This window comes from Pseudomonas sp. LBUM1679, assembly GCF_059695565.1.
This window is the reverse complement of the sequence record NZ_CP166774.1, coordinates 6,914,569-6,935,256: the sequence shown is the minus strand read 5'-3', so window position 1 is coordinate 6,935,256 and position 20,688 is coordinate 6,914,569. Positions and strand designations below refer to the sequence as shown.

18 protein-coding genes are annotated in these 20,688 nt (G+C 61.6%); 13 read left to right on the top strand and 5 right to left on the bottom strand.

Features of this window, described 5'->3' with window-relative positions:
- Positions 1–76 precede the first annotated feature (76 nt).
- Positions 77–733, bottom strand: coding sequence for a histidinol-phosphatase (locus ACA062_RS31745; RefSeq protein ID WP_497454484.1), 657 nt, complete (start codon positions 731–733; stop codon positions 77–79).
- Between the two features lie 143 nt (positions 734–876).
- Between ACA062_RS31745 and ACA062_RS31740 the strand changes: the two genes are divergently transcribed.
- Both ACA062_RS31740 and ptsP read left to right on the top strand, forming a co-directional pair.
- Positions 877–1,356: an RNA pyrophosphohydrolase gene (locus ACA062_RS31740; protein WP_007945562.1), complete on the top strand. Its 480-nt coding sequence runs from the start codon at positions 877–879 to the stop codon at positions 1,354–1,356.
- Between the two features lie 22 nt (positions 1,357–1,378).
- Positions 1,379–3,658, top strand: a complete 2,280-nt coding sequence (ptsP, locus tag ACA062_RS31735; protein ID WP_497454483.1) for a phosphoenolpyruvate--protein phosphotransferase — start codon at positions 1,379–1,381, stop codon at positions 3,656–3,658.
- 131 nt (positions 3,659–3,789) lie between these two features.
- Here ptsP and ACA062_RS31730 read toward each other — a convergent pair whose 3' ends face one another.
- The gene (locus tag ACA062_RS31730; RefSeq protein WP_497454482.1) at positions 3,790–4,536 is read right to left on the bottom strand and encodes an NRDE family protein; all 747 of its coding nucleotides are present in this window, start codon (positions 4,534–4,536) and stop codon (positions 3,790–3,792) included.
- A 133-nt stretch (positions 4,537–4,669) separates the two neighbouring features.
- On the opposite strand from ACA062_RS31730, the gene ACA062_RS31725 reads away from it, so the two are divergent.
- The 3 genes from ACA062_RS31725 to ACA062_RS31715 all read left to right on the top strand — a co-directional run bounded on the left by ACA062_RS31725 (position 4,670) and on the right by ACA062_RS31715 (position 7,361).
- Positions 4,670–5,452, top strand: coding sequence for a sulfite exporter TauE/SafE family protein (locus ACA062_RS31725; RefSeq protein WP_128873646.1), 783 nt, complete (start codon positions 4,670–4,672; stop codon positions 5,450–5,452).
- Positions 5,453–5,534: 82 nt separating this feature from the next.
- A complete protein-coding gene (gene lgt / locus ACA062_RS31720; protein ID WP_128873645.1) occupies positions 5,535–6,341 on the top strand; it encodes a prolipoprotein diacylglyceryl transferase in 807 nt (268 codons plus the stop codon).
- A gap of 48 nt (positions 6,342–6,389) precedes the next feature.
- Positions 6,390–7,361, top strand: coding sequence for a thymidylate synthase (locus tag ACA062_RS31715; RefSeq protein ID WP_497454481.1), 972 nt, complete (start codon positions 6,390–6,392; stop codon positions 7,359–7,361).
- Positions 7,362–7,482: 121 nt separating this feature from the next.
- Here the strand turns inward: ACA062_RS31715 and cadR are convergent, their stop codons facing one another.
- Complete coding sequence (cadR, locus tag ACA062_RS31710; RefSeq protein WP_150767620.1) at positions 7,483–7,932, bottom strand: Cd(II)/Pb(II)-responsive transcriptional regulator; 450 nt, start codon at positions 7,930–7,932, stop codon at positions 7,483–7,485.
- A gap of 85 nt (positions 7,933–8,017) precedes the next feature.
- On the opposite strand from cadR, the gene ACA062_RS31705 reads away from it, so the two are divergent.
- The 7 genes from ACA062_RS31705 to ACA062_RS31675 all read left to right on the top strand — a co-directional run bounded on the left by ACA062_RS31705 (position 8,018) and on the right by ACA062_RS31675 (position 17,122).
- On the top strand, positions 8,018–10,282 hold the full coding sequence (locus ACA062_RS31705; RefSeq protein WP_497454480.1) for a heavy metal translocating P-type ATPase: 2,265 nt from the start codon (positions 8,018–8,020) through the stop codon (positions 10,280–10,282).
- Positions 10,283–10,298: 16 nt separating this feature from the next.
- Positions 10,299–11,162 carry a LysR family transcriptional regulator gene (locus ACA062_RS31700; protein ID WP_497454479.1) on the top strand — a complete coding sequence of 288 codons (864 nt, stop codon included), beginning with the start codon at positions 10,299–10,301 and terminating at the stop codon, positions 11,160–11,162.
- A 249-nt stretch (positions 11,163–11,411) separates the two neighbouring features.
- Positions 11,412–12,488, top strand: coding sequence for a putative 2-aminoethylphosphonate ABC transporter ATP-binding protein (locus ACA062_RS31695; protein ID WP_497454478.1), 1,077 nt, complete (start codon positions 11,412–11,414; stop codon positions 12,486–12,488).
- Complete coding sequence (locus ACA062_RS31690) at positions 12,488–14,212, top strand: putative 2-aminoethylphosphonate ABC transporter permease subunit (protein WP_497454477.1); 1,725 nt, start codon at positions 12,488–12,490, stop codon at positions 14,210–14,212. The genes ACA062_RS31695 and ACA062_RS31690 overlap by 1 nt, the downstream gene beginning before the upstream one ends.
- Positions 14,213–14,260: 48 nt before the next feature.
- A complete protein-coding gene (locus tag ACA062_RS31685; protein ID WP_497454476.1) occupies positions 14,261–15,286 on the top strand; it encodes a putative 2-aminoethylphosphonate ABC transporter substrate-binding protein in 1,026 nt (341 codons plus the stop codon).
- Between the two features lie 142 nt (positions 15,287–15,428).
- The gene (locus tag ACA062_RS31680) at positions 15,429–16,562 is read left to right on the top strand and encodes a TIGR03364 family FAD-dependent oxidoreductase (protein ID WP_497454475.1); all 1,134 of its coding nucleotides are present in this window, start codon (positions 15,429–15,431) and stop codon (positions 16,560–16,562) included.
- The gene (locus ACA062_RS31675) at positions 16,562–17,122 is read left to right on the top strand and encodes a phosphonate degradation HD-domain oxygenase (RefSeq protein WP_497454474.1); all 561 of its coding nucleotides are present in this window, start codon (positions 16,562–16,564) and stop codon (positions 17,120–17,122) included. The genes ACA062_RS31680 and ACA062_RS31675 overlap by 1 nt, the downstream gene beginning before the upstream one ends.
- A 139-nt stretch (positions 17,123–17,261) precedes the next feature.
- Here ACA062_RS31675 and ACA062_RS31670 read toward each other — a convergent pair whose 3' ends face one another.
- Positions 17,262–18,638, bottom strand: coding sequence for a GTPase/DUF3482 domain-containing protein (locus ACA062_RS31670; RefSeq protein WP_497454473.1), 1,377 nt, complete (start codon positions 18,636–18,638; stop codon positions 17,262–17,264).
- Positions 18,631–20,001 (bottom strand): DUF2868 domain-containing protein, encoded by a 1,371-nt coding sequence (locus ACA062_RS31665; RefSeq protein WP_497454472.1) that lies wholly within the window; start codon positions 19,999–20,001, stop codon positions 18,631–18,633. The genes ACA062_RS31670 and ACA062_RS31665 overlap by 8 nt, the downstream gene beginning before the upstream one ends.
- 85 nt (positions 20,002–20,086) lie before the next feature.
- On the opposite strand from ACA062_RS31665, the gene ACA062_RS31660 reads away from it, so the two are divergent.
- Complete coding sequence (locus ACA062_RS31660; protein ID WP_497454471.1) at positions 20,087–20,599, top strand: dihydrofolate reductase; 513 nt, start codon at positions 20,087–20,089, stop codon at positions 20,597–20,599.
- Positions 20,600–20,688: the final 89 nt, after the last annotated feature.

The following is a 20,688-nucleotide window of genomic DNA, read 5'->3' as shown; positions in this document are numbered from 1 at the left end:
CAGGGATCACTGGTGTGAATGCTATCTATGCCACACAACAACCCTTGTGGGAGCGGGCTTGCCCGCGATGGCGTCGTCAGTCGCGCAACGAAATCACCGGCCACCCACGCTTCTCGGCTTCAGCACGCAAATTCGGGTCCGGATCGACAGCGATCGGATTCGCCACCTGCTCCAGCAACGGCAAATCATTCATCGAGTCGCTGTAGAAATAACTGTCTTCCAGCGAATACCCGCTCTCTTCCAGCCAGCGAGCCAGCCTTGTGACCTTACCTTCGCGAAAGCATGGAATGTCGGTGCTGCGCCCGGTATAACGGCCATCTACCATTTCACATTCTGTGGCGATCAAGGTGTCGACACCGAGTCGCTGGGCAATCGGTCCGGTGACGAAGCGGTTGGTGGCGGTGATGATCACCAGTTTGTCGCCGGCCTCGCGGTGCTTTGCCAGCAGTTCGATGGCCTTGGGCAACACGATCGGTTCGATGCAATCGCGCATGTAATCCAGGTGCCATTCGTCAAGCGTGGCCATCTGCGTGCGACCGAGGACTTCGAGGCAGAAGTTCAGGTACGCATCGTTGTCCAGCTTGCCGGCCAAGTAATCCTGATAAAACTCGTCGTTGCGTGCCTTGTAGGCGACAGCGTCGAGGAAGCCGCGCTCGCACAGGTAATCGCCCCAGGCGTGGTCACTGTCACCGCCCAGAAGCGTGTTGTCCAAGTCGAATAAAGCCAGGCGCATTGCAGTTACTCGCTGAAAAGTCTGTAGAAAGGCGTCCAGAATACGTACTTTTCACAAGAGTGCACATAAGGTAGGCCGGCTCGTTGCTGCCTTCACAACCTTTGTGGAACAATGCGGCGACATGCGTTTGCGAGGTTGTTGCCGTGATCGACCCCGATGGTTTTCGCCCCAATGTCGGGATCATTCTCACGAATGATGCCGGCCAGGTGCTATGGGCTCGCCGTATCAATCAAGATGCCTGGCAGTTTCCGCAGGGAGGAATCAACCCCCAAGAGACGCCAGAAGACGCCTTGTACCGCGAGTTGAACGAAGAAGTGGGCCTGGAACGCGAAGATGTTGAAATACTCGCCTGCACCCGGGGCTGGTTGCGCTATCGTTTGCCGCAACGTCTGGTCAGGACGCACAGCCAACCGCTGTGCATCGGCCAGAAACAGAAATGGTTTCTCCTGCGCCTGATCTCCAACGAGCAGCGGGTGCGGATGGATTTGACCGGCAAACCGGAATTCGATGGCTGGCGCTGGGTCAGTTATTGGTATCCGTTGGGCCAGGTGGTGACATTCAAGCGCGAGGTGTATCGACGCGCTCTCAAAGAGCTTGCCCCGCGCCTTTTAACGCGCGACTGACGACGGAGTTCGACCCCGAGCCATGCTCAATACGCTGCGCAAGATCGTCCAGGAAGTTAACTCCGCCAAGGATCTCAAGGCGGCGTTGGGGATTATTGTGTTGCGCGTCAAAGAGGCCATGGGCAGCCAGGTCTGTTCGGTCTACTTGCTCGACCCCGAGACCAATCGCTTCGTGCTGATGGCCACCGAGGGCTTGAACAAGCGCTCGATCGGCAAAGTCAGCATGGCGCCCAACGAAGGTCTGGTCGGTCTGGTCGGCACGCGTGAAGAACCCCTGAACCTGGAAAACGCCGCGGATCATCCGCGCTATCGCTACTTCGCCGAGACCGGTGAAGAGCGGTTCGCCTCGTTCCTTGGGGCGCCGATCATTCACCACCGCCGCGTCGTCGGCGTGTTGGTCATCCAGCAAAAGGAACGCCGCCAGTTCGATGAGGGTGAAGAAGCCTTCCTCGTCACCATGAGCGCACAGCTCGCCGGCGTTATCGCCCACGCCGAGGCAACCGGTTCGATCCGTGGCCTGGGGCGTCAGGGCAAGGGCATCCAGGAAGCAAAGTTCGTCGGTGTGCCGGGTTCGCCGGGTGCGGCGGTCGGTACCGCGGTGGTCATGTTGCCGCCAGCCGATCTGGATGTAGTGCCCGACAAGACCATCACTGACATCACCGCCGAACTCGGGCTGTTCAAGACCGCCATCGAAGGCGTGCGCGCCGACATGCGCGCCTTGTCGGCCAAGCTCGCGAACCAGTTGCGCCCGGAAGAGCGCGCGCTGTTCGACGTCTACCTGATGATGCTCGACGATGCCTCCCTCGGCAGCGAAATTACCGCCGTGATCAAGACCGGCCAGTGGGCCCAGGGCGCGTTGCGCCAAGTGGTCACTGAGCACGTCAACCGCTTCGAATTGATGGACGACGCTTACCTGCGTGAACGCGCCTCCGACGTCAAGGACCTCGGTCGGCGCTTGCTGGCTTACCTGCAGGAAGAGCGTCAGCAGACCCTGGTCTACCCCGACAACAGCATTCTGATCAGCGAAGAACTGACGCCGGCGATGCTCGGCGAGGTGCCGGAAGGCAAGCTGGTCGGCCTGGTCTCGGTACTCGGTTCCGGCAACTCCCATGTGGCGATCCTCGCGCGCGCCATGGGCATTCCGACGGTGATGGGCCTGGTCGACCTGCCGTATTCCAAGGTCGACGGCATCCAGATGATCGTCGACGGCTATCACGGCGAGGTCTACACCAACCCCAGCGAACTGCTGCGCAAGCAGTTCGCCGAAGTGGTCGAGGAAGAGAAGCAACTGGCCCTCGGGCTGGATGCGCTGCGGGATTTGCCGTGCATCACCCTCGACGGCCACCGCATGCCGCTGTGGGTCAACACCGGCCTGCTGGCGGACGTGGCTCGGGCGCAGAAGCGTGGCGCTGAAGGGGTCGGTCTGTACCGCACTGAAGTGCCGTTCATGATCAACCAGCGGTTTCCGAGCGAAAAAGAGCAGCTGGCGATCTATCGCGAGCAACTCGCCGCGTTTCACCCGCAGCCGGTGACCATGCGTAGCCTGGACATCGGTGGCGACAAGTCGCTGTCGTACTTCCCGATCAAGGAAGACAACCCGTTCCTCGGCTGGCGCGGCATCCGCGTCACCCTCGATCACCCGGAAATCTTCCTGGTCCAGACCCGCGCGATGCTCAAGGCCAGCGAAGGCCTGAACAACCTGCGGATTCTGCTGCCGATGATCTCCGGCATCCACGAGCTCGAAGAAGCCCTGCACCTGATCCACCGGGCCTGGGGTGAAGTGCGCGATGAAGGCTGCGATGTGCCGATGCCACCGATCGGCGTGATGATCGAAATTCCGGCGGCGGTTTATCAGACCAAGGAACTGGCGCGGCAAGTGGACTTCCTGTCAGTCGGCTCCAACGACCTGACCCAGTACCTGCTGGCCGTGGATCGAAACAACCCGCGAGTGGCCGACCTCTACGACTACCTGCACCCGGCGGTACTGCAAGCGCTGCAGAACGTGGTGCGCGATGCCCATGCCGAAGGCAAACCGGTGAGCATCTGCGGTGAAATGGCCGGTGACCCGGCAGCGGCGGTGCTGTTGATGGCGATGGGTTTCGATAGCCTGTCGATGAACGCCACCAACTTGCCGAAAGTGAAATGGATGCTGCGCCAGATCAACCTGAGCAAGGCCAAGGAATTGCTGGCGGAGTTGATGACCATCGACAACCCGCAAGTGATCCACAGCTCGCTGCAGCTGGCGTTGAAGAACCTTGGGTTGGCGCGGATGATCAATCCGGCTTCGGCCAAGACCCTTTAAAAGGCTGATGGCCCCATCGCGAGCAAGCTCGCTCCCACAAGGTTCTGCTGTGTGGCATAGATGTTATACACACCAAAGATCCCTGTGGGAGCGAGCTTGCTCGCGATGGGGCCAGTCCTCACAACACACAACTAAACCCTGATTTCCACTTCCCCAAGATGCCCGCCATACGGCCCGAAACTCCGCTCGACCATATGCCGCGTCCCATCCGCATGCACGATCAACGCCGTACTCGCCCGGGTCCCGTAAGTCGGGCTGGCAATAAACACGCTCGACAGCAACGCCTCGGTCGCCAATCCCACCCCGGTATCCGGCAACTCGGCAAAGGGCGCGGTCTGTGGGTCATTCAACAACGCCAACAATGCCTCAGGCTGCGGATCGTCCAGCACCTGGCTCAATGCTGCGCGCGCCTTGAGCAATTTCGGCCACGGTGTATCCAGGCCGGCGTTCGATAATCCATAAACCCCCGGTGGCAGCATCACTGCCTCGGCCTCCCGGGCATTGAAGTGCCATAGCTCGTTGGCATTGCCGATCAGCAAGTTAAACCCGGCATATTCGATCGAACGTGCAACAACGTCGGTCAAATAGTGATCAATTGGCATCGTGCCGGCGAGAAACCGCGCCACCAGTTCGCCTCGCGATTTTCGCGCGGGCGGTTGATGAGGATTGCGAATATTGGTCAGTGCAGCGAAGCGTCCATCGGCACCGACACCCAGCCAGGTGCCGCCGGCCTCCAGATCGCGACCGGCATAAACCTGCGGCGTTTCCGGCCATTGCGCCAGCGGCAGGCTGGGGCGGGCGTAGAATTCGTCGCGGTTGGCGGCGACGATCAGCGGCTGGGCGTGGCCAGGCTGCCAGGCAAAGACAATCAGGCACATAAGGGGATCCTTGGGTGTTTTTTGCCCACTCTACGCAGACATCGTGCGGGTATCCATCGCCATCCAGTGGAGCTTGAGGCCATGCATCCGTTACCATGCCGCTCCTATTTTTGGGAAGCGGGCGGGGACGGCCATGGAATTTCTACTGTACCTGGCGCTGGGCGCCTGTGCAGGCGTGTTGGCCGGGCTGTTCGGGGTGGGTGGCGGCATCATCATCGTCCCGGTACTGGTGTTCAGCTTCACCTTGCAGGGCTTCGATGCATCAATTTTGACCCACTTGGCGGTCGGCACTTCGCTGGCGACGATCATCTTTACCTCGATCAATGCCATCCGCGAGCATCATCGCCGGGGCGCCGTGCGTTGGCCGATTTTTGCCTGGATGACCGTCGGTATACTCATCGGCGCCGGTTTCGGTGCGCTGACCGCCGAAGCGATCTCCGGGCCGAACCTGCAGAAAATCATCGGCGTATTTGCGCTGATCATCGCGGTTCAGCTCGCCTTGGATGTCAAGCCGAAAGCCAGCCGCACGGTGCCGGGCAAAGTCGGTCTGACCGTGGCCGGCAGTGTGATTGGCTGGGCTTCGGCGATTTTCGGGATTGGCGGCGGTTCGTTGACCGTGCCGTTCCTGACCTGGCGCAGCGTGCCGATGCAGCAAGCGGTGGCGACATCTTCGGCCTGCGGGCTGCCGATCGCGTTGGCCAGTGCATTAAGTTTCATGATTCTGGGGTGGCACGATCCCTTGTTGCCGGCTCATAGTCTCGGTTTTATTTATTTGCCGGCGCTGCTGGGGATCGCCCTGACCAGCATGGTGTTCGCCCGCCTTGGTGCACGACTGGCCCACAGCCTGTCGCCGCGCTTGCTGAAAAGACTGTTCGCCGCTTTGCTGTTCTGCGTAGGCCTGAGCTTCCTGCTCTGACCCGCGTCGCAATGCTGGCTTAATCCTGGCGTGACAGCGTCCCCGGGAATTTTGAAGGTTTCAACTCTAACGAGGAGTCGCAATGCTGCCTTACCCGCAGATCGACCCGGTGGCCCTGGCCATCGGTCCGCTGAAAATCCACTGGTACGGCCTGATGTACCTGATCGGCATCGGCGGCGCGTGGTGGCTGGCGTCCCGCCGGCTGAACCGCTTCGACCCGACCTGGAGCAAGGAGAAGCTCTCCGACATGGTGTTCTGGATGTCGATGGGCGTCATTGTCGGCGGCCGCCTGGGTTATGTGCTGTTCTACGATCTGAACGCGTACCTGGCCAACCCGACGCTGATCTTCGAGGTGTGGAAGGGCGGCATGTCGTTCCACGGCGGCTTCATTGGCGTGATGCTGGCGGCGTTGTGGTTCGGTAAAAAGAATGGCAAGTCGTTCTTCCAGCTGATGGACTTCGTGGCACCGATGGTGCCGATCGGACTGGGCGCCGGGCGTATCGGCAACTTCATCAATGCCGAGTTGTGGGGCAAGGCGACCGACGTGCCGTGGGCGATGGTCTTCCCGACCGACCCGGCGCAACTGGCGCGCCACCCGTCGCAGCTGTACCAGTTCGCCCTCGAAGGCGTGGCGCTGTTTGCGATCCTCTGGTTGTTCTCGCGCAAGCCGCGGCCGACCATGGCGGTGTCCGGGATGTTCGCGCTGTTCTATGGCATCTTCCGTTTCATCGTCGAATTCGTTCGGGTTCCGGACGCGCAGCTGGGCTATCTGGCCTGGAACTGGCTGACCATGGGCCAGGTACTGTGCATCCCGATGATTGTCGGCGGCCTGTTCCTGATCTGGCTGGCCTATCATCGCGCGCCGGCGGCTCCCGCGGCAGCTGTATAAATTCGAACCCCGGGGTGACGACCCCGGGTTCAAGGACACAGGTAACTCATGAAGCAATATCTCGATCTGGTCGCCCACGTCATCAAGAACGGCACCAAACAGGCCAACCGTACCGGCGTGAACACCATCAGTTTTCCCGGTGCGATGCTGCGTTATGACCTGAAAGAAGGTTTCCCGGCGATCACTACCCGCAAGATGGCCTTCAAATCGGCCATTGGCGAGATGTGCGGTTTTCTGCGTGGGGTGAACAACGCCGCCGAATTTCGTGCCCTGGGCTGCAAGGTCTGGGACCAGAACGCCAACGAAAACGCCCAGTGGCTGGCCAACCCGTTCCGTCAGGGCGAGGACGACCTCGGCGAAATCTATGGCGTGCAATGGCGTAAATGGCCGGCGTACAAGCAGATCCCGGTCAGCAACCAGGCCGCTATCGAGCAGACCCTGAGCCAAGGCTATCGCCAGATCGCTGAAGGCGAAGAAGAGGGCCAGGCGTACGTGGTGCTGTACAAGGCGATCGACCAGATCCGCCAATGCGTCGACACCATCATTAAGGACCCGGGCAGCCGCCGCATCCTGTTCCACGGCTGGAACGTCGCCCAGCTCGATGAGATGGCCCTGCCGCCGTGCCATTTGCTGTATCAGTTCCATCCGAATGTCGAGACCAAAGAGATCTCCCTGACCCTCTACATTCGCTCGAACGACCTGGGCCTGGGCACACCGTTCAACCTCACCGAAGGTGCCGCGCTGCTGAGCCTGATCGGCCGCCTGACCGGTTACACGCCGCGCTGGTTCACCTATTTCATCGGCGACGCCCACGTCTACGAAAACCACCTGGACATGCTGAATGAGCAGCTCAAGCGCGAGCCGTTTCCGATGCCGAAACTGGTGATCAGCGATCGTGTGCCGGAGTTTGCCAGGACGGGTGTCTATCAGCCTGAATGGCTGGAGTTGATCGAGCCGGGCGATTTCTCGCTCGAAGGCTACGAGCACCATGCACCGATGACCGCGCCGATGGCGGTCTGAAGCCTTGCCACTAAACCTGTGGGAGCGGGCTTGCCCGCGATAGCGGTTTGTCAGTCACATCAATGTTGGATGTGCCGCCGTCATCGCGGGCAAGCCCGCTCCCACAGGTTTTATGGTGGCCTTAATGTCCGTGGCTTCTCCCGACATGCGAATGCTCCGTCTCCGTCGCCACAACCCCGCCGCTGACCTCCAACCGCTGCAAAATCCCGCACTGATCAATATCCGGCCCCTCGCCACAGCGTTGGCGCAGGTCGATCAATTGTGTCTGCAACGCCAGTAACCCATCGATCCGCGCTTTCACGTGATGGATGTGTTCATCGATCAGCGCATTCACGCTTTCGCACTGATCCTGCGGGCTGTCGCGCAGCGCGAGCAGGCTTCGGATCTCCTCGAGGGTCATGTCGAGGGTGCGGCAGTTGCGGATGAAGGTCAGGCGCTCGGCATGGGCCTGGGTATAGACGCGGTAGTTGCCGTCGCTGCGGGCCGGTTCCGGCAGCAGGTTTTCGCGCTCGTAGTAGCGGATGGTTTCCACGGCGCAGTCGGTGAGTTTTGCCAGTTCTCCTATCTTCATCGCGACAATCTCCAAAAAGGATGCTTGACCCTATAGTGGCTACAGGGTCTTTACTTGGCAACAGGCACCTTCATGGACGTAACCAATGAGCGATTCCCTGCATACCCACAAACCCGATGCCGCAGACGATTGCTGCAGCAGCAAACTCAAGCCTGTCCCTCAGCATGTGCATGGCGGTCATGGTGATTCCTGCTGTTCGTCTACAGCAGCGGCGCCTGCGCTGGTCCAGTTGAGCGAAGCGCCGAGTGCCGATGCGCGGGTGAACAGTTTCCGCATCGACGCCATGGACTGCCCGACCGAACAGACGCTGATCCAGAACAAACTGGGCAAGCTGGCGGGTGTACAGCAGCTGGAGTTCAACCTGATCAACCGCGTATTGGGCGTGACCCACAACCTGCCTAGCACAGCACCAATCATCGACGCGATCAAGTCCCTTGGCATGCAGGCCGAGCCGCTGGAGCAGGGCGTTGACGCGCCGGCGCCGGCTACCGGGAAAAAGCCCTGGTGGCCACTGGCGTTGTCCGGTGTCAGCGCGGTGGCTGCCGAGGTGATCCACTTCACCAGCGCCGCGCCCGACTGGGTCGTGGCGATCATCGCGCTGGTCTCGATCCTCAGTGGCGGTCTCGGCACCTACAAAAAGGGCTGGATCGCCCTGAAGAACCTCAACCTGAACATCAACGCACTGATGAGCATCGCGGTGACTGGCGCGATTCTGATCGGTCAGTGGCCGGAAGCGGCGATGGTAATGTTCCTGTTTACCGTGGCCGAGTTGATCGAGGCCAAGTCGCTGGATCGGGCGCGTAACGCCATTGGCGGCCTGATGCAGATGACCCCGGAACAGGCCACGGTGCAGTTGGCCGACGGCAGCTGGGTCGCGCAGGACGTCAAGACCATCGAGCTGGGCGCACGAGTGCGGGTGCGTCCTGGTGAGCGAATCGGTCTGGACGGCGAAGTGGTTTCGGGCAATTCGACCATCGATCAGGCACCGATCACCGGCGAAAGCCTGCCGGTCGAGAAGGCCATTGGCGACAAGGTATTCGCCGGCACCATCAATCAGTCGGGTTCTCTGGAATACGCAGTGACCGCCGCGGCCAATAACTCGACCCTGGCGCGAATCATTCACGCCGTGGAGCAGGCCCAGAGCGCGCGGGCACCCACCCAGCGTTTCGTCGACAGTTTCTCGAAAATCTATACACCGGCAGTGTTCGTCCTGGCCATCGCGGTGGCCGTGATTCCTCCGCTGTTCATGAATGCGCTGTGGTTTGACTGGATCTACCGCGCGCTGGTATTGCTGGTGGTCGCCTGCCCGTGTGCATTGGTGATTTCCACCCCGGTGACCATTGTCAGCGGTCTCGCGGCGGCGGCGCGCAAAGGGATTCTGGTCAAGGGCGGCGTGTATCTGGAGGGCGGTTACAAGCTTGATTACCTGGCGTTGGACAAGACCGGCACACTGACTCACGGCAAACCGGTGCAGACCGATTATCTGTCCCTCGATCCGACTGCCGATGAATCGGCCCCGGCCATTGCCGCAGCGCTGGCCGGTCGCTCGGATCACCCGGTGTCGATGGCCATTGCCAATGCGGCTGTGGATAAATCCTATGCGCCACTGATTGTGGATAACTTCGAGGCACTCGGCGGTCGGGGTGTGCGCGGCGAGATCAACGGTCAGACCTACCACTTGGGCAACCACCGCCTGGTGGAAGATCTGGGCCTGTGCTCGCCTGCGCTGGAAGAGCAGCTGTTCGCGCTGGAAAAACAGGGTAAATCCGTGGTGCTGTTGCTCGACACATCCGGCCCGCTGGCACTGTTCGCCGTGGCGGACACGGTGAAAGCATCCAGCCGCGAGGCCATCCAGCAGCTGCATGACCTGGGCGTCAAAACCCTGATGCTCACCGGCGACAACGTTCACACTGCCCAGGCCATTGCCGCGCAAGTCGGTATCGATCAGGCGCAAGGCGATTTGCTGCCCACTGACAAGTTGCAAGCCATCGAAGCGCTTTATGCACAGGGCCATAAAGTCGGCATGGTCGGCGATGGCATCAACGACGCTCCGGCCCTCGCTCGGGCCGAGATCGGTTTTGCCATGGCCGCAGCGGGCACCGATACTGCCATCGAGACTGCCGATGTCGCCTTGATGGACGATGATCTGCGCAAAATCCCTGCCTTCATTCGACTGTCGCGGCAGACATCCAGCATCCTGAAACAGAACATAGCCCTCGCGTTGGTCATCAAGGCGATCTTTCTTGGGGTAACCTTCGCCGGGATCGCCACCATGTGGATGGCGGTGTTCGCCGACATGGGCGTGAGCCTGTTGGTGGTGTTCAACGGTTTGCGCCTGTTGCGCAAATAAACAGTGAGGGAAAGTAGTGCTGAGTGCCGAGCTGAAGGCGTTTTACATGGTTGCCCGTCTGGGCAGCATAACCCTGGCGGCGAAAAAGCTTGGCCTGAGCCAACCGACAGTGACGACCCAGATCCGTAATCTGGAAAGTCAGTACTCGGTAGAACTGTTCTACCGCGGCGGCCGCCGCCTCAGCGTCAGCGATGAAGGGGCGCGGCTGCTGCCGATGGTCAAGGCGCTGTTGCAGCAGGAGGCCGACATCGAGTTCTTCCTGCGCAACAGCGGCCAGGTCCAAGGCACACTGCGCATCGCCGCCACGGCACCGTATTACATCCTCGATCTGGTGAAAACGTTCCGCGAGCGTCTGCCGCAGGTGGAGGTGTCGGTGGAAATCGGCAATTCCCAACAGGTGCTCGAGGCGCTTGAAGATTATCGGGTGGATGTCGCGGCGTCATCGCAGTTGCTCAATGATGCGCGGTTGATTCGCCGGGTGCTCGGTAGCGATCCGCTGGTGCTGGCGGTGCATCGCAATCATCCGCTGGCGGTTCACGATCATGTGCCGCTGACGGCGTTGGCCGGGCATACCCTGTTGATGCGTGAATCGGGCTCGACCACCCGGCGCTTGACCGAGGAGTTGCTGACCAGCGCCGGCGTGAGTTTCGGGCCGCTGCTGGAAATCGGCAGCCGGGAGTCGATTCGCGAGGCGGTGTTGCGCAACATCGGTATCAGCATCATTGCCCGGCAGGAAGTGCCCCATGATCCGCAGTTGCGGGTATTGACCATCGAGAATGCGCCGCAGATTCCCGAGTATTTGTATTGCCTCAAGGAAAGGAAAGGGGCGCGGTTGCCGGCGGCGTTTCTGGGGTTGGCGCAGGAAATGGCTCCGGTCTGACATTTCCAGCGCCTGCACTGGCCTCATCGCGGGCAAGCCCGCTCCCACAGGGGTTCGGTGGTGAGCACCCGATGTGTGAACACCACTGCCCACTGTGGGAGCGGGCTTGCCCGCGATGGCGTTAGTCCAGACAACACATGACTGAACCAAAATCCCCGAATACCACTATCAGCCATTTTTGCCTCACTGCCACATGACGTACGCATTACATCCCTAGGATGGCCTTCATCTGCTTGATGAGGCCTGTCCATGAACCACTCGATCGCAACTGCCCTGACCAACCCCGGCGCCCCGATGAAAGTGCGCGGCGTGCAGAAACGCTTCGGCGCCTTCACCGCGCTGGATAACGTGTCCCTCGACGTGGCTGCGGGTGAGCTGGTGTGCCTGCTCGGTCCGTCGGGCTGCGGCAAAACCACCTTGCTGCGCTGCATTGCCGGCCTTGAGCAGCAAGACAGCGGCACGCTGTACCTCGGCGATCGCGACGTTTCCCACCTGGCGCCTCAGGCCCGGGACTACGGCATTCTGTTTCAGTCCTACGCGTTGTTTCCCAATCTCACCGTCGAGGCGAACATTGCCTACGGCCTCGCCGGCAGCGGTCGCGATGAAGTGCGCAAGCGTGTCGGCCAGATGCTGGAATTGGTCGGCCTGATCGGCAGTGAGAAAAAGTACCCTGGCCAGTTGTCCGGCGGCCAGCAGCAACGAGTCGCACTGGCCCGGGCCTTGGCTCCGGCGCCGTCCTTGTTGTTGCTGGATGAACCGATGTCGGCATTGGACGCTCGGGTCCGCGAGCATCTGTGCACCGAATTGCGCCAGTTGCAGCGCAACCTTGGCATCACCACCCTGATGGTCACCCACAATCAGGACGAAGCCATGCTGATGGCCGACCGCATCGCCGTGATGAACAACGGCAAGGTCGAGCAGTACGCCACGCCGCAGGAAATCTACGATCGCCCGGCGACGCCGTTTGTGGCGGAGTTTGTCGGCCAGGGCAACTGGCTGCCGTTCAGCCGCAGCAGCGACAGCCATGCGCAGGTCGGCGGGATGAACCTGCGTTTGGCCGAAGGCAGCGCAAAAGCCGCCTCGGGTCGTCTGTTCTGCCGCCCGGAAGCGATCAACGTCAACCCGCCGGTGCATGAAGAAAACCTGTTCCCGGCCAAGGTTCGCGAGATCACGTTCCTCGGCAACCGTTGCCGCATGAGCTTCGAACTCGATCAACTGCCAGGCCACGCATTGCTGGCGGAACTGGCGCCGGAAGCCATGCCGCGTCTGGGTGCGCAGCAGATCATGGTGGCCTTGCCTCCGCGCAGCCTGCAGGTGTTTGCCTGATGAGCGCGAACATCGCGCTGGCGATGCGGCACAAACAGGTTCGGCAGGCCTCCCGTGCCGAGATCGGCGACCGGGTATTCGTCGTGGGCGGCAAAGTCCTTTTGCTGGTATTGCTCGGCGGCGCGGTGTTGATGCCGTTGCTGGCGATCTTCTGGCGCGGGTTCAGCTCGGAAGCCGGGCAGGGTGGTGGCCTGGTCGCCGCTCGTGAGTTGGTGACCAGTGCCAATTTCCACTGGCTGCTGGGTAATAGCCTCAAAGTTTCCCTCAGCGTCGCGGCGATTGTCGTACCCCTGGCTTACCTGTTTGCCTACGCCTTGCAACGCACATTGATTCCCGCCAAGGGCATCTGGCGCGGCATGTCGTTGTTGCCATTGATGGCGCCGTCGATGCTGCCGGGGATTGCGCTGGTTTATCTGTTCGGCAACCAGGGCATGTTGCGCGGTTTGCTGTCGGACAACATCTACGGCTTCTGGGGCATCGTCCTCGGCGAGGTGATCTACACCTTCCCCCATGCCTTGATGATTTTGCTGTCGGCACTGTCCCTGGCGGATGCACGACTGTTCGATGCCGCGTCCAGCATGGGCGCCAGTCCGGCCAAAGCCTTTCGCAGCATCACCTGGCCGGCGACGCGTCAGGCGGTGTTCGCGGCGTTCTGTCTGGTGTTCACCCTGACCATCACCGACTTCGGCGTGCCCGTGGTGGTGGGCGGTGACTATCAGGTGCTGGCACTGGAAGCCTACAAGGCCGTGGTCGGTCAGCAACAATTCGGTCGCGGCGCGTTGATTGGCATGGTGCTGTTGTTGCCGGCGCTGTTCAGCTTCGGGGTCGACGCCTGGCTGCGTCGGCGTCATGGCGATTCCATGAGTGGCAGGGCGCAAGTTTTTCAACCGGCGCCATCGAAGCTGCGTGATGGCTGCTACCTGGCTATCGTGGTCCTGATCTGCGCAGTATTGCTGCTGGTGTTCGGCATGGCGGTGTTCTCGTCGCTGGTCAAATTCTGGCCGTACAACCTGTCGTTGTCGCTCAACCACTACCAGTTCAACGACACGGCCGGCGGTGGCTGGCTGGCCTATGGCAACAGCGTGAAAATGGCGTTGTGCACGGCATTGATCGGCAGTGTGCTGATCTTCACCGGCGCGTACCTGATGGAAAAAACCAAGGGCCAGCGCGGGCTGAATCTGACACTGCGCATGCTCAGCTTCGTACCAATGGCAGTGCCGGGCCTGGTGCTGGGCCTGGGTTACGTCTTCTTCTTCAATCTCACCGGCAACCCGCTGCATGTGCTCTACGGCACCATGACCCTGTTGGTGGTCTGCACCATTGCTCACTATCTGACCACCGCGCAAATGACCGCCACCACCGCGCTGCGTCAGCTCGACGCCGAGTTCGAAGCCGCCGCGCTGTCGCTCAAGGCACCGCTGTATCGGCATTACCTGCGCGTGACGGTGCCGATTTGCCTGCCGGCGCTGCTGGACATCGTGCGCTACCTCTTCGTCTCGGCCATGACCACCGTCTCGGCGGCGATCTTCCTCTACAGCCCCGACACCATCCTCGCGGCGGTGGCGGTGCTGAACATGGACGACGCCGGCAACGTCGGCGGCGCGGCGGCCATGTCGACCCTGATTCTGTTCACCTCGGCGGGCGTGTCCCTGCTGCTGGCCTGGGCTTCGCGCGGTTTGCTGCGCCGCTCCCAGGCCTGGCGGCAGACCGCGCCCGGCCACTGATTCCCCGCGCCTCAACACAAAAGCCTTCAACTCAAACAGGAAAAGATCATGTTCAAGCCCCTGGCCCTGGCCGCTGCTGTCCTCACCGCTTTCAGCCTGAACGCTTACGCTGCGACAACCGAGTTGACGGTGTACACCGCCCTCGAAGCCGAACAACTGAAGACCTACAAGCAAGCCTTCGAAAAGGCCAACCCGGACGTCGAGATCAAGTGGGTGCGCGATTCCACCGGCATCATCACCGCCAAACTGCTGGCCGAAAAAGCCCGTCCGCAGGCTGACGCGGTCTGGGGCCTGGCGGCTTCGAGCCTGGCGATTCTCGATCAGCAAGGCATGCTGCAGAGCTATGCGCCGAAGGACCTGGGCAAGATCGGCGTCAACTACCGCGATGCGGCTAACCCTCCGGCCTGGGTCGGCATGGACGTGTGGGCGGCGACCATTTGCTTCAACACTGTCGAAGCCGAGAAACAGGGACTGACTAAACCGGTCAGCTGGCAGGACCTGACCAAGCCTGAATACAAAGGCAAGATCGTCATGCCCAATCCGGCGTCGTCCGGCACCGGCTTTCTCGATGTCAGTGCCTGGTTGCAAACCTTCGGCGAGAAGCAGGGTTGGCAGTACATGGACGACCTGCATCAGAACATCGGCCAGTACGTTCACTCCGGCTCCAAGCCTTGCAAGCTGGCGGCGTCGGGTGAGTTCCCGATCGGTATTTCGTTCGAATATCCGGCCGTTCAGCTCAAGCGCCAGGGCGCGCCGCTGGACATCATCCTGCCGAAAGAGGGCCTGGGCTGGGAGATCGAAGCCACCGCCGTGATCAAAGGCACACCGCATGAAGAGGCGGCGAAAAAACTGGCGGACTTCTCTGCGAGCCCCGCGGCGATGGAGCTCTATAAAGAAAACTTCGCGGTCCTCGCCCAGCCGGGTATCGCCAAGCCGCAGACTGAATTGCCGGCGGATTATGAGCAGCGTCTGATCAAGAACGACTTTGCCTGGGCGTCGAAGAATCGCGATGAAATCCTGACGGAGTGGCGCAAGCGGTATGACGGCAAGTCGGAGAAAGTGGCTGCCAAGTAGGACCTTTATTGGCTGATAGGCCCTCATCGCGAGCAGGCTCGCTCCCACAGGTTTTGTGATAAGCACAAGTTTTGTGAACGCCACGGACCCTGTGGGAGCGAGCTTGCTCGCGATAGCGGTCCTGAATTCAGGACAAAAACCCATGACACACCCCAACGACATGCTGATCGTAGGCGCCGGCATCCTCGGCCTGTCCCACGCCTACGCCGCCGCCAGACGCGGCCTCAAAGTCACGGTTTTCGAACGCAGCGAGACGCCGCTGGGCGCTTCGATACGCAACTTCGGCCAGGCATTGGTGACCGGCCAACCATCCGGCCCGATGCTCGAACTGGCCCGGGCCAGCCGCGACATCTGGGGCCAATGGGCTCAACTGGCCGGCCTGCAGCTCAAACGCAACGGCTCCTACCTGTTCGCCCGTACCGAAGCCGAAGAACACCTGCTGGAGGCCTTTTGCGCTGGCCGCGCCGTGGAGCACGGTTACCGCGTCGACCTGTTGCGCGGCGCTGCATTACGCGACCTGTACGGCGGTCAGTTCCGCCATCACCGCGCCGCGTTGCACGGGATGGATGATCAACAACTCTATTCCCGCGAAGCGATTCCGGCGCTGATCGACTACCTGCGTCGCGAACTCGACGTCGAATTTCACTTCTCTACCCTGGTCCGCGACATCGAACCCGGTCGATTGCACAGCACCGCCGGCACCTTCTGCGCCGAGCACATCATTGTCTGCTCCGGTCACGACTATCAGACGTTGCTGGCCGAGCAGATCGCCGAACTCAACCCGCAGATCTGCCGCCTGCAAATGCTCCGCGCCCGACCGCAGATCAACCTGAATCTGCAACATGCGTTGCTCACCGGGCTGAGTTGCGTGCACTACGGCGCATTTGCCGACCTGCCGGAGGCCGTTGCGGTGCGGGCGCAGATTCTGCAGGACACGCCGCATCTGCATGAAAACGGCATTCACCTGCTGATCAGCCCGACACCGCATGGCGAATTGATCATCGGCGATTCCCACCATTACGGCAGTGACCCGTCGCCGTTCAATGCTGAACAGGTGGATAACTGGATGATCGAACTGGCCGAGCAGACCCTGGGCTGCAAGGTGCAAGTGGTCGAACGCTGGCAGGGTGTCTATGGTTCAAGGGGGCCGGGACCCTTCTCGTTCCTGCGACCTTTTCCTGGAGTGAATGTGGCGTTGATGCACGCCGGTGTTGGCATGAGCGTCGGGCCAGCCATGGCCGAACGCAACGTTGCGACAGTGTTGGGAGAACCTTGATGGACCGCAATGAACAAGTGATCGCCGAAGTGTTCGGTCTGTATGAACGCTTTGGCGACAGCGATTACATCGGCGAACCGGTGTCGCAGATCGAGCACATGTCCCAGGCGGCCGAACGGGCCATGGCCGAAGGCTTCGATGACGAAGTGGTGCTGGCAGCATTCTTTCATGACATTGGCCATATCTGCGCCACCGAGAGTGCCGGGAACATGGGCGGTTTCGGCATCGTCAGCCATGAGCGCCTCGGTGCGGACTACCTGCGACGTGCAGGCTTCAGCGAACGCATGGCGCGGCTGGTGGAATACCACGTCCAGGCCAAGCGTTATCTGACGCTCAAAGAGCCCGGGTATTACGAGCGCTTGAGTGAAGCCAGTCGCCGGACCCTGGAATATCAGGGTGGGGTTATGACTGCGGCCGAGGCTTTTGCCTTCGAGCAGGATCCGTTGTGTGAGGTCAGTCTGCGGATGCGTCAGTGGGATGAGCAGGCGAAGGAAATGTCGGTGCCGGTGATGGATCTGGGGGTATTGAAGGAGAAGGCGTTGCGGCTGTTGGCAGCGTAGAAATGCGGGACCGAGGCGCGGCCATCGCGGGCAAGCCCGCTCCCACAGGATTGAGTTGATCCCACAGGAGTGAGGTGATCTTTGTGGGAGCGGGCTTGCCCGCGATGGAGTCAGTGCCAACAGCCAATTGCTCAAGTGTCTACAACTGCCGCGCCAGCACCTCAACCTGCTCCTGTCTTTCCGCCTGACTCAACTTCGGATGAGGATTGAGCGACGACCACTGCGGATGCGCCCGGGCCTTGTGCAAGGCTTCGGGCAATTTGCCTTCGCGCCAGGTCTTGTCCTGGGGCGTGGCCACCTGAATGCTGTCCATCGCCGCATGCCCACGCGCATTCAGCGCCTGCAGGAGTTGTCGCTGGCGCAACGCCAACAGCCGCAGCACGCTGTCATCGACAGTCAGTTCGCGCTGGCCTTTGATCTTGCCCATTAACCGGCTGCCATAACTGCGCGCAGTTTGCAGCGCTCCGCCGGCAATCGCCCCGGCCAGCGCTGCTACGCCGAGGGTCAGGCCGCCCACCAGCAAATCGACTCCAGCGCCCGCTGCCGCGCCGGCCGCGATACCGCCACCGACCCGCACCCCCAGTTGTTTAAGGGTTTCGGGATTGAACAGATCATCGCCCCAGCGACCGTCAAGCAGCGGCAGATCAGTGGCCGACGCGTCCTGTGGACGGAAGGCGTAGAGCTTGAGCAGGGCTTCGACGCAACGTTGTTCCCGTTGGCGAACGGCTTTGCGCAGCTCGTCGATGGCTCGCTGTTCCTGCTCGGCATTGCTCAGCACGCTGCGTCGGCAGGCGGCGCAATCGATCAATAGATCGGCGATCAACTGCGCAGCGCTCTGCTCACGCGCCAGGCGTTGCGCTTGCTGATCGGCGATCAAACGCTCCAGTTGCTCGCGGGAATTTTCCAGCAGCAGTGCGAGGCTTTCATAGAGTCGGCGTTCGCCATCCTCCGGCGGCGCGACGCTGTCGAAACGCACCAGTGCGTGCAAACCCAGGCGCGCCAACGCCTCGCGCCAGTCCGGCTCGCGGTGGTTGGCGCTGCTGACGAAGTTGAGCACCGGCAGCAACGGTTTGCCGCAGCTGGCCAGCACGGCCAGTTCATCGCGGTACTTGGACAGCACCGGCTCGCGGGCGTCGATCACGTAGAGGCCGGCGTCGCAGGTCAGCAGTTGCCGCAACACCTTGGCTTCCTGTTCGAAACGCTGCCGGGCTTCGCTGCCTTCAAGGAATCGTGCCAGACGTGCCGGGCCATCGAGGCGTTCGCCGGGGCGCTCCAGGCGTTCGAGGTAGTCGAGCAGGGCGATGGCGTCTTCCAGGCCCGGTGTGTCGAACAGGTCGAGCAAGGGCTCGCCGTCCACCGACAGCCGCGCGCCTTCAACGTGGCGCGTGGTACTGGGGCGATGGGAGACCTCGCCGAAACCGACATCCCGGGTCAGGGTACGTAGCAGCGACGTTTTGCCGACGTTGGTGTGGCCGACCACGGCGAGCTTCAACGGCGGTTTCCAAGGCTTAGTCATGACCGGTCTCCAGCCAGTTCAACGGCGCGCTGTCGGCAAACGGCAGTTCCAGCTGTTGCAACGCCACGTGCCAGTCGCCGAGGCGCGCGGCATCCAGCGCTTCGCCGGGCGGCGCTGGCAGCAGCCAGACGCGGGTGGCGCTGGCGCCGCGAGCCAGTTCGGCGATCAGGGCCAGGCTGCCGCGATCCGGCGAGCGGCGAGGATCGCAAGCGATCGCCAAGCGAGCAGGAGGAAATCGACTCAGCTGTTCGAGCAGTTTGTGGCGGGATTCGCGGCTGTCGAGAATGCCGGCATTGCTCACGGTTTTCGGCAGTTGTGGCGGCCACTGACGTTGATCGTCCAGCTCGATAGCCACCAGCAGCGCGCCATCGCTTGGCAGGTCACTGACACCGTTTTCAATCTGATGCAGGTGTTCCGGAGCGGCATCGCTGATGCCCAGGCGTTCGCTGGTGGGCATCAGCCGTTCGCGCAGTTGGGCGTAGCCGGGCAGGTTCAAATCCAGCTGCAAGGTTGCCTGGCCGGTTTTCCAGCGCCAGCGGCAGAACAGCGCCAGCAGCAAACGCGGCAATACACCGTAGACCAGCAGCACCCCCACCAGCCACGCCGCCCAGGCCTGGCGGGCGCTGTCGATATTCAGCGCGGCATCGCCACTGGCGCGGATCATCTCCACGGTGGGTACGCTGAACCCGAGCAGGGCCGGCAGTGCTCCCAGGGCCTGGGTCATGGCGACGAAGGTTTCGCCACCGAGGATGGTGGTTTCCCAGACGAAGCCGTAGCGCCGGGTCGCCATCAGCATCAGCAGAATCACCAAGGCACTGAGCATCGCCAGCAACCACAAACCGTTGACCAGCACACCGAGCGCCCAGCGATTGAGTTTCTGTCGTTGCAGTAACAGCAGCAGGGCCGGCGCCAGTTGCGCCGCCTTGGCATCGCGGGCGAGTTTTTCACTGAGCCACAGCCACACGCGTCCCAGCGTTGCGCCGTGTTCACCGGCAAACACCAGGCCCAGCGCCCAGCTCAGCAATAGAATCAGGTTCAGCCCGAGCAGACTGCCCAGGGCCCAGAACACATTCACCGGCGTTTGCCCGTCGCCCAGCGCCGCAAATGCCAGGCCGGCGCCGCTGATCACGGCCAGCACCGCCATGACGAGCAGGGCCAGTCGTGCACCTTGCAGCCAATGTTGCAGGGCATGGGTCAGTCCGTCACGCTCGGCCAGCCACAGGGCCCGGCGTTGAATCCGGGTCGGCAGGTCACCGCCCGCGGTACGGGCCAGTCGATTGGCTTCCAGATCATCCAGGGGGCCGGCGTGTTCTTCGCGCAGGCGAATGGTTTCCGTCAGCCAGAGGTTATTCAGTTCAGTCACGCGGCATCCCGTCGCTCAATTGAGTCGTGAGCATAACCGCTGTGACGCTTATCGGGGTACGGGAGGCTCTGGTATCCTCGCCGGCATGACTAAATCACTCCCCCTCAGCCTGATTGCAGCCCTCGGTGAAAACCGTGTGATCGGCGTCGACAACAGCATGCCCTGGCACTTGCCGGGCGACTTCAAATACTTCAAGGCCACCACCTTGGGCAAGCCGATCATCATGGGGCGCAAGACCTGGGATTCCCTCGGTCGCCCGCTGCCGGGCCGGTTGAACATCGTGGTCAGCCGTCAGGCAGACCTGGTGCTGGAAGGCGCCGAGGTTTATCCGTCGCTGGAGGCCGCCATTGCTCGCGCGCAAGCATGGGCGAACGAGCAGGGCGTCGATGAGTTGATGTTGATTGGTGGGGCGCAGTTGTATGCCCAAGGAATGGCGCAGGCGGATCGGCTGTATCTGACGCGTGTGGCGTTGAGTCCGGAAGGGGATGCGTGGTTTCCCGAGTTTGATTTGAAGAAATGGACGCTGGTGTCCAACACCCCGAATCCCGCGGAAGGCGACAAACCGGCGTACAACTTTGAGGTGTGGGAAAGAGCTTAAAAGCATCGCGGGCAAGCCCGCTCCCACAAGGACTTTCGGTGAGGCACAGATCGTGTGAACACCGCTGAACCCTGTGGGAGCGGGCTTGC